Raw genomic sequence first — 9,493 nt, 5'->3', positions numbered from 1 at the left:
GCATATCTCCCGGATCGATAAATGCTCTCGAAAATGCCAGCGTCGGATCACGCTCAGTAACGCCATGTCGATCACTCCAGAGCCCCCGCTGAAAACATGCGAGGGACGGTTGAAACATGGGTCAATTCTCAATGGAAATATCAGGCTGCGCCGGGTCAGCTCTCAGTGGAAATCAACAGTCACTGGCAACTCCATAATGGAAGATGAGCGAAATCTATTGCTCCGTCTTCCTGGGCTCGGCTCTGCGCAGGACAACGCATTAAATCGTTCATTCATTGATAATGACATTATGAACGTTTGCTGCTCTTTGCCGATAATGAACTACATACGAAACCCATACGCAGATTACTCAAGAACTTACGCGTTTGAGAATTTGGGTGAGCCGATGAGTGCAATCGGACTTGAGGCATTGGCGACCTCAATGGCACGTGATCGAATTCAATCTGGCGTAGCCTATGCATCTATAAACAGATCACTAGAAACCAATCTATCGCAATTAGCATTTGATATTTTTCGCGCAACAAGAAAAATCCATACATCATCGGAAGTTCTATCATTTGACGGTATTGCAATTGACGAGGTTGATCTGTCAGACGGAGAATATGATGGGTGTTCTATTGTATTTGCTGGGTGTCTTATTGACAGGGTAATACTTCCGCTTCCCGAGGATACAAACGCGAATATAAAATTCTCAGATTGCCTTATTGGCAGAGTCGAAGGCAGAGTTTCTTCGTCAGATTTGAGCAAGAGTCAGTTCGTGGAATGCGAAGTCGGTGAATTTACAGACGAATACAATGTTAATAGCGAGATACTTGATTCTAGCCTTCCGCTTGGGGTTCGTGTCTTAATTGTTACACTGAGGAAGTTGTTTACCCAAGGTGGATCGTCTCGGTTAGAGAGTGCACTTTATAGAGGGTTGGACCAGCGGTCAAAGATGTTGGTTCCGGAAGTAATCGCGCTTCTACTCCGGCATAAATTCATAGTCGAAACCGGCAGAAAAGGAAAAGTCACCTATGCGGGGACGAAGACGAAAAGAGGGGATGCGTTAGGCATCATTCAGTCACCGAATGTTTCTTCATCGACGATAGTGAAGGAATGCATGAACCTGTAATATCTGCCGCCGTCGGTAACCGCGACGCCGCCTCGCCCCTTGTGGGAGAGGTTAGAAAATCAACAGCTTAGCCGAAGCCTAAGCGTTAGATTTTGTTGGTGAAGGGGGTGGGGACTGGTGCAACGGGAAGACCCCCTCACCAAGTTCGCCTCGCCAATCGGCTTCGCCTCTTGGGGCGAACTATCCTCTCCCACAAGGGGAGAGGAGGGTGTCGCGATTGTGGCTTGCCCCTCCTCGACCCTCCCCACAAGGGGGAGGGGGTCTGTCGCGTTCGCCTTACCGTCCCGCCCGCCCGGATTTGCCCTTGGTGAGCGTCTTGCGCTTCTGGCCGCCAGGGTCTTCGTAGGAGTCGGCCCAGGGGTTGGTGGTGCGCCACCTCTCCCCTTGTGGGAGAGGTTACAAAATCAACGGCTTAGCCGAAGGCTAAGTGTTAGATTTTGTTGGTGAGGGGGTGTGCGGGTGCAGCGGAAAGACCCCCTCACCAAGTTCGCCTCGCCAATCGGCTTCGCCTCTTGGGGCGAACTATCCTCTCCCACAAGGGGAGAGGAGGGTGTCGCGATTGTGGCTTGCCCCTCCCCGACCCTCCCCACAAGGGGGAGGGAGCGCCCCTCATCCGGCTGCCGCCACCCCGGCCCTTCGCATGGCTCAGGGCGTTCGTCGCTGCAATCGATTCACTGGATCGATTGCTTCGCTTCGCGAACCGCGCCTCACCCCCGTCAGCGGGGAGAAGGAAACTGGCGGTCAGCGTCCCGGCCGCCCCGTTTTCCCCTTGGTGCGGGTCTTGCGCTTCTGCTCGCCCGGATCCTCGTAGGAGCCGGCGCCGGGTTTGGCGCGTAGGATCGGGCGGGGGTCGGAAGACCCCCTCACCAAGTTCGCCTCGCCAATCGGCTTCGCCTCTTGGGGCGAACTATCCTCTCCCACGAGGGGAGAGGAGGGTTTCGCGGCCGATGGTTTCGGCTTTTCCGGCAGTTTGCCGGGAACCGGCTTTTCCGTGCGGCCGACGGTCATCTCGTCGAGGCTGTTCTTGCGGAACAGCGGCCGGGCCATCTCGGTGCCGGGGCCCATATTGTCGAGGGTGGGCTTGGCGAAGTAGGAGTTGCCGGCGCCCGAACCCTCCCCCTTGTGGGGAGGGTGGCCCGCAGGGCCGGGAGGGGTGGCGTCTGGCTCAGACCCCTCCCCGACCCTCCCCACAAGGGGGAGGGAGCCCGTCGTGCCTGCGGCACCCTTGCCCTTGTTGCCGCCCTCCAGAGCCTTTGCCTCGTCCCGCGCCATGGGATCGTCCATGGCGGCGAGTTCGACGGCCTTGAGGCGCTTGATCTCGTCGCGCAGCCGCGCGGCGGCCTCGAAGTCGAGATTGGCGGCGGCGTCGCGCATCTGTTTTTCCAGCGCGTTGAGATGGGTCTGCAGGTTGGCGCCGACCAGATGGCCGCCATCGGCAAAGCCCTTGCCGCCGCCCTGGACATTGGCGCCGGAAATGTCGGCGCGCACATGGTCGCGCTCGTAGACCGAGTCGAGAATGTCGGAAATATGCGCCTTGACCGACTCCGGCGTTATGCCGTGCTCGAGATTGTAGGCCTTCTGCTTTTCGCGGCGGCGCGCCGTCTCGTCCATGGCGCGCTGCATCGAGCCGGTGACCTGGTCGGCATAGAGGATGACCTTGCCGTCGACGTTTCGCGCCGCGCGGCCGATGGTCTGGATGAGCGAGGTTTCCGAGCGCAAAAAGCCTTCCTTGTCGGCGTCGAGGATGGCGACGAAGCCGCATTCGGGAATGTCGAGGCCTTCGCGCAACAGGTTGATGCCGACCAGCACGTCGAAGGCGCCGAGGCGCAGGTCGCGGATGATCTCGATGCGCTCCAGCGTGTCGATGTCGGAGTGCATGTAGCGCACGCGCACGCCCTGTTCGTGCAGGTATTCAGTGAGGTCCTCGGCCATGCGCTTGGTGAGCACGGTGACCAGCGTGCGGTAGCCTTTCAGCGCCGTCTCGCGGATCTCGCCGAGCACGTCGTCGACCTGGGACTTGGCCGGGCGGATCTCCACCGGCGGGTCGATCAGGCCGGTCGGGCGGATGACCTGTTCGGCGAACACGCCGCCGGCCTGTTCCATTTCCCAATTGCCGGGCGTGGCCGAGACGGCGACGGTCTGGGGGCGCATGGCGTCCCATTCCTCGAAGCGCAAGGGGCGATTGTCCATGCAGGACGGCAGGCGGAAGCCGTATTCGGCCAGCGTCGCCTTGCGGCGGAAGTCGCCTCGGTACATGCCGCCGATCTGGCTGACGGAGACGTGGCTCTCGTCGATGAACAGCAGGGCGTTGTCGGGGATGTACTCGAACAGCGTCGGCGGCGGCTCGCCGGGGCGGCGGCCGGTGAGATAACGCGAATAGTTCTCGATGCCGGCGCAGGAGCCGGTCGCCTCCATCATTTCGATGTCGTAGCGGGTGCGCTGTTCCAGCCGCTGCGCCTCCAAGAGACGGCCGCCCTTTTCCAGTTCGGCAAGGCGAACTTTAAGCTCTTCCTTGATCGACTTGATCGCGCCGTTCAGCGTCGGCCGCGGGGTGACATAGTGCGAATTGGCGTAGATCTTCACCGATTTCATCTCGCCGGTCTTCTTGCCGGTCAGGGGATCGAATTCGGTGATCGCGTCGATCTCGTCGCCGAACATCGAGATGCGCCAGGCGGCATCCTCCAGGTGGGCGGGGAAGATCTCGATGGTATCGCCGCGCACCCGGAACGAGCCGCGCACGAAGTTGATGTCCTGGCGCTTGTACTGCTGCGCCACGAGGTCGGCGAGCAGCTGGCGTTGATCCAGCCGGTCGCCGACATTCATCTGGAAGGTCATGGCCGTATAGGTCTCGACCGAGCCGATACCATAGATGCAGGAGACCGAGGCGATGATGATGCAGTCGTCGCGCTCGAGGATGGCGCGGGTGGCGGCATGGCGCATGCGGTCGATCTGTTCGTTGATCGACGATTCCTTCTCGATGAAGGTGTCGGAGCGCGGCACATAGGCTTCCGGCTGGTAGTAGTCGTAATAGGAGACGAAATATTCCACCGCATTGTCGGGGAAGAAGTTCTTGAACTCCGAATAGAGCTGGGCGGCGAGCGTCTTGTTGGGCGCGAGGATGACCGCCGGGCGCTGGGTGGCCTCGATCACCTTGGCCATGGTGAACGTCTTGCCGGAGCCGGTGACGCCGAGCAGGACCTGGGTGCGGTCGTCGTTCTCAAGGCCCTCGACCAGGTCCTTGATGGCCGTCGGCTGGTCGCCGGCCGGCTGGTAGTCGGAGACCATGCGGATCGGAATGCCGCCTTCCGATTTCTGCGGCCGGGCCGGGCGGTGCGGCGTCCAGATCTTGCCGTCCTTGAACAGCGGATTGCCGCTCTCGATCAGCGAGGAGAGGGCCTCGACGGTGGCGGTGACGGCACCCGGCGCGAGATTGCCGGCCTCTTCCAGCGACACGTCCATGCCGGCGACCGGGTTGAGGCCGGCGGCGGCGCGGGTCTTCGGATCGGTCGACACGCCCATCGAGGTGCCGCGCGACGATTTCGCCATCGCCACCTTTTCCGACTGTCTGCGCGCCTCGATCTCGATCTTCTTGCGATGCTTGCCGGCCTTGGAGGCGAGCTCGCGCTGGCTCTCGACCGAAGCCGCCTCGGCCTCCGCCTCGAGCTGCTTCACCCAGTCGGAGACACTGCCGGACAATTCGCCCGCCGGGACTAGCCGATCCTTCTCGCTTCTCTCGAAGGGCGTCCCGGACAGAGGCGCGCCTTCGAACGATGCCTGGGGAGCCTCCTCGAAACCTGAGGGGACGGCGGGATTTTTCGGTGTCTTGGCCATGCGGCGAATATGGCGAGAGTCAGGACGAAAGGGAAGGGCGAAGGTCGGAAAATGGGAACAAAAAAGCAACGACCGGGCTGTACCGGCCGCCGCTACTGACAGGATCTGTCACGTGCGATCCGCAAATCGGCATGGGTCTTGACGCATCGGCAACTTGACGCCCGGCAGCCGTGTCGCTTTGCGGCCCGGCCGTCGCGGTACCCAGTTGCGTTACCCAGTTGCGGTGGTCCCAGCTCCCGGCAGTGCCGCCTTTGCCCCGGCCATTGCCGGTGGTAGGATGAACACCCGGCCGTGTGGATGGGCGGTGCCGGCGGGGCGGGAGGCTTTGATGGCGGAGGCCGTGCTGGACAGGTTGATGCCGGGACCGGAGGCGCTGGCGCGGATCAGGGCGGAAATCGACGGCTATAACGGGCAGCGGGCGCAGGTGGCACGGCACACCTGGACCCGGCTGGTGCTTCTGCTCGGCGGCTGGGCGCTTATCTCTGTCGCGATCTGTTGGCCGCTCGTCGTCGCCGGCAACAGCCAGGCCTTCGGCCTCGCTTGCGTCGCCATCCTGTTCAGCGGCTATTTTCTCTTCGACCGGGCGATTGCGCCGCGGCGCCAGTTTCGCCAGACGGTGCGTGACCGCCTGCTTCCGGCGGTCTTCGGCTTTGTCGACGATCTGCGCTACGCCGGCAGCGGGTCGCCGCGCTTCCTCGAGCGCATGCCGGGCAATGAGTTCCTGCGCCGCACCCACAGCCGTCATCGCGACCTGTTCTCGGGGCGCTATGACGGCTTCCGCTTCACCCTGTGCGAGAGCGAGCTTTCGATCGGCAATGGCAGCAAGCGCCAGATCACCTTCACCGGCGTCGTCGTCGCCTTCCAGCAGGAAAACGGCTTTCCCGGCACACTGCTGGCGGCCAAGAGACCGGGGCGGCTTGCGAAGGCGATCCGCAGCCTGTTCGAGGAGGGAACGCTGAGCGAGGTGAAGAGCGGCGACGCCGGCATCGACGCCAGCCACGAATTTCGCACCGACAATCCGCAGGCGGCGGGATCGCGGGTGGCGGCGATGGCAAAGGCGCTCGACTATCTCGCCGGGACCTGGCCCGATGGCGTGATCCGCATTGCGCTTCGCCACAAGGACGGCTTCCTGCTGGTGCCGACGCAGAAGGACTTCTTCGAACTGCCGCCGATCGGCACGCCGCTCGATTTCGATGTCCACGTGCGGCCGATGATCGCCGATCTGGTGACCCTGGTGTCGACCGCCCGGCTGGTCAGCCGGATATAACGGAAGGCAAGATGCCGGCCGGTCTCAGGCGACAGCTCTGCGGGCATCCTTCTTTTCTGCGCGGCGGGCGATCCAGGCGATGAGGCTTTCGACCGGCATGGGCCGGGCGAAATGATAGCCCTGGGCCATGCGGCAGCCGAGCATTTCGAGCACGGCGGCATCTTCCGCGGTCTCGACGCCCTCGACGACGATGTCGAGCCTCAGCGCATGGCCGAGGCCGACAAGCGCGGCTATGAGATCCTGGTTGGCGCGGGATTCCGCCACGCCCTTGGCGAAGCTGCGGTCGATCTTCAGCCGGTCGACCTTCAGGCTGATCAGGTAGGCGAGCGAGGAATGGCCCACGCCGAAATCATCCACGGCGAGCTTGTAGCCCGCGTTTTCCAGTCGTTTCAGCTGTTCGCCCGCCCCGTCGGCATCCAGGATGGCCTCTTCGGTGATCTCGATCTCGAGGCGGGCGGGATTGATCCCGTGCTGCGCGCTGATCTGCTCCAGCATGTCGGCGACGGAATAGAGGGCAAATTCGCGCGGCGAGACGTTGAGCGCCACCGTCACCTCCGACAGATCGAGGTCCGGCAGGCGGGCGAGCAGCCGGCAAACCGACGAGGCGACATGCGCCGTCAGGCTCTCGGCAAGATGGAGAGACTGGGCGGCGGCGACGATTTCCGGCGGCGAGACGAAGCCGAGCCTGGGGTGATGCCAGCGGACCAGTGCCTCGAAGCCGGCAATGGCGCCCGTTTGCAGATCGATCTGCGGCTGGAACCAGGTCTCGACCTCCCCATTGCGGATCGCCGCCTCGATATCCTGCTCGATGAGGCTCTGGCGATCGGCGAGCGCCTTGAGGCCGGGATCGAATTCGCGGATCTGCCGGCGGCCCTTGCCCTTGGCGTCGTAGAGCGCCATGTCGGCGCTCGCCAGCAGTTCCTCGGCGGTGGAGGCGTGGGCGGGAAAGGTCGACAGGCCCATGCTGAGCGCGATCACCGACTGGCTGCCGCCGAAGGCAATCGGGGCGAGGCTTTCCTGCAGCAGGGCTTCCGCATGGTCGCGGCAACGCCATCTGGCATTGGGGCCGGACACGAGGATGGCGAATTCGTCACCGCCGAGCCGGGCGATCAGCCCGTCTTCGCCCACGGTGTTGCTTAAGCGCTCGCCCACCGCCTTGAGCAGGGCGTCACCGGCACTGTGGCCGAGGGTGTCGTTGATCTGCTTGAAACGGTCGAGGTCGATCAGCAGCAGCGCGACTTCGCCGCCGATGGTCTTTTCCCGGGCTATGTCGCCCAGAAGCCTGCCATTGAAGTGCATGCGGTTGGCGAGACCGGTGATGGTGTCGCGATTGGCCAAGACCTCAAGCCGGCGATTCTTCTGCTGGATGTCCTCATTGGCGATCTCGAGCGATTGGGCGAGATTGGTCGCGTCCAGCTTGGCGATCTCGTTGCTGATGAAAACGCGTTCGGCGGAGAGATTGCTCTGCACCATGACGATCATCAGGCCCAGCACATCGACCGCCATGATCGCCGAGGATGATTCGCCGACATAGATCAGCCACACCACGATCGACAGCAGGATCGGCACGGCAAAGGCCATCGACAGCTGCGAATAGCCGATGCCGCGGATCATCGAGCCGGCCGAGATGCCGACCATGATCAGGCTGATCGTCGCATCCTTGCCCGCCGCGCTGAAATCGGGGACGCAAAAGGGCAGCGAGGCCCAGATGAGCCCGGACAGAAGTGCGCCGAACGACATGAAACGCAGCGCATAGTCCGGGTCGGTCTCGATATAGTTGAACCGGGCGAGGCGGCGGGCCGTCATGGCGCGGTAACCCGCCGAGAGAATGATGGCCGCCAGCCATAGTACGATGTGCTGCGAGAAGCCGTAGCCGAGAAAGACGATCAGCGCGGCCGACAGGGAAATCGTGATATTGAAGAATAGCGTGGACCCCAAGCCGCTAACGATGTGCGCCGCCTGCGCCCGTTTTGTGGCGGCGAGAAACTGGGCGGTGGGGGGAATTGCTTGCTGGTTCAAATGCAATATCCGATTGTAAATCGCTTCTTTGGAAAAAACGAGTGTGATGCGAGCCTCCACGCTCGCATGATTATGATAAAATTCATTTAACGCCGCATTGCCGCTTATCGCGTGCTTGGATCGGGCGAGGTTCTTGTGCACTTTCGGTTGCAATGTGCCTCGCGGCGGACAGGGCCGACACGCCGACGGATTGCATGCCTAAGGGCGAATGCGGCATGGTTCGTCGGTCGGCGGCGGATTCGTTTGCGCCGCTGCGCGATCGTCCGCTGCCGCGCAAGGCCGGCGTCCCACCATCAATGTTCAAGGAATACCAATGCCGACCTTCAGTCCCGCCGCCGTATGGCCGATCGTAATGCTGGCGCTTTCCAACGTGTTCATGACCTTTGCCTGGTATGGCCACCTGAAATTCAAGGGCTCGGCGCTCACCCTGGTGGTGCTGGTCAGTTGGGGTATCGCCTTCTTTGAGTATTGTCTGGCCGTGCCCGCCAACCGCATCGGTTCGCAGGTTTATTCCGCGGCGCAGTTGAAGACGATCCAGGAGGTGATCACCCTGCTGGTGTTTTCCGGCTTTTCGGTCTTCTGGCTGAAGGAATCGCTGACAATCAACCACTTCCTCGGTTTCGCGATGATTGCCGGCGGCGCCGCACTGATCTTTCGCGCCTGATCGAGCGGGCTAATGATGCGGGCCTGGCCCTCTGCCTGGCCTATTCCGCCGGAACCGGCGTCGGTCTGCCTTCATCGTCGAGCGCGACCATCACGAATGTGGCGGCCGTCACCTTCTCCATCGTGTGCGTCAGATAGCGCTGGGCCCACACCTCGACGGCGAGCGTCATCGAGGTGCGTCCGACCTTGGAAATGTCGGTGTAGACGCACAATGTGTCGCCGATCTTGACCGGCATGGCAAAGGCCATTTCCTGGACGGCCGCCGTGACCACACGGCCGCGGGCGCGTTCGGCGGCGCGGATACCGCAGGCGAGGTCCATCTGGGCCATCACCCATCCGCCGAAGATGTCGCCGGCGGCATTGGCGTCACCCGGCATGGCGAGCGTCCTCAAGGTGAGCTCACCGGTCGTTGCTGCTGCGCTGCGCATTGTCTGTCCCATCTGCTGTCGCGGGTTAACACGATCCGCGCCGGAATCGCCCTGTGGTGAAGGCGAGCCTATGAAATTGCCGCGGTCCGGGCAACAGGTCCACCGGCGACGCCCCAAATGCCGGGCCCGGCTTAAGTACACACCGCTAAATTTAGGGTATCGACCTTTATCGAT

The 9,493-nt window shown here is 62.3% G+C and carries 6 protein-coding genes; 3 read left to right on the top strand and 3 right to left on the bottom strand.

Annotated elements, in window-relative coordinates; all coding sequences use genetic code 11:
- Positions 1-1,111, top strand: a 1,111-nt coding sequence (locus tag DYZ14_RS11325) for a hypothetical protein (protein ID WP_210209285.1), incomplete at its 5' end; no start/stop codon positions are given.
- A gap of 741 nt (positions 1,112-1,852) precedes the next feature.
- Here DYZ14_RS11325 and uvrB read toward each other — a convergent pair.
- On the bottom strand, positions 1,853-4,942 hold the full coding sequence (uvrB, locus tag DYZ14_RS11320; protein ID WP_154720765.1) for an excinuclease ABC subunit UvrB: 3,090 nt from the start codon (positions 4,940-4,942) through the stop codon (positions 1,853-1,855).
- Between the two features lie 328 nt (positions 4,943-5,270).
- Between uvrB and DYZ14_RS11315 the strand changes: the two genes are divergently transcribed.
- Positions 5,271-6,209, top strand: a complete 939-nt coding sequence (locus DYZ14_RS11315) for a hypothetical protein (protein ID WP_154720764.1) — start codon at positions 5,271-5,273, stop codon at positions 6,207-6,209.
- A 24-nt stretch (positions 6,210-6,233) separates the two neighbouring features.
- Here the strand turns inward: DYZ14_RS11315 and DYZ14_RS11310 are convergent, their stop codons facing one another.
- Positions 6,234-8,228 carry a putative bifunctional diguanylate cyclase/phosphodiesterase gene (locus DYZ14_RS11310; protein ID WP_154720763.1) on the bottom strand — a complete coding sequence of 665 codons (1,995 nt, stop codon included), beginning with the start codon at positions 8,226-8,228 and terminating at the stop codon, positions 6,234-6,236.
- Between the two features lie 313 nt (positions 8,229-8,541).
- Between DYZ14_RS11310 and DYZ14_RS11305 the strand changes: the two genes are divergently transcribed.
- Positions 8,542-8,892: a DMT family protein gene (locus DYZ14_RS11305; RefSeq protein WP_154720762.1), complete on the top strand. Its 351-nt coding sequence runs from the start codon at positions 8,542-8,544 to the stop codon at positions 8,890-8,892.
- A 40-nt stretch (positions 8,893-8,932) separates the two neighbouring features.
- On the opposite strand, the gene DYZ14_RS11300 is transcribed toward DYZ14_RS11305, so the two are convergent.
- Positions 8,933-9,319, bottom strand: a complete 387-nt coding sequence (locus DYZ14_RS11300; protein WP_154720761.1) for an acyl-CoA thioesterase — start codon at positions 9,317-9,319, stop codon at positions 8,933-8,935.
- Positions 9,320-9,493: the final 174 nt, after the last annotated feature.

This window comes from Ciceribacter sp. T2.26MG-112.2, from assembly GCF_900492205.1.
In the GTDB taxonomy this organism is placed as follows: domain Bacteria; phylum Pseudomonadota; class Alphaproteobacteria; order Rhizobiales; family Rhizobiaceae; genus Allorhizobium; species Allorhizobium naphthalenivorans_A.
Note: the sequence above shows the minus strand (reverse complement) of the source record. Positions and strands in the feature narration are given on the sequence as shown.

Coding starts and splice junctions, on each gene's coding strand:
- uvrB (WP_154720765.1), bottom strand. CDS start 4,942: ATGGCCAAGACACCGAAAAATCCCGCCGTCCCCTCAGGTTTCGAGGAG.
- DYZ14_RS11315 (WP_154720764.1), top strand. CDS start 5,271: ATGGCGGAGGCCGTGCTGGACAGGTTGATGCCGGGACCGGAGGCGCTG.
- DYZ14_RS11305 (WP_154720762.1), top strand. CDS start 8,542: ATGCCGACCTTCAGTCCCGCCGCCGTATGGCCGATCGTAATGCTGGCG.
- DYZ14_RS11300 (WP_154720761.1), bottom strand. CDS start 9,319: ATGCGCAGCGCAGCAGCAACGACCGGTGAGCTCACCTTGAGGACGCTC.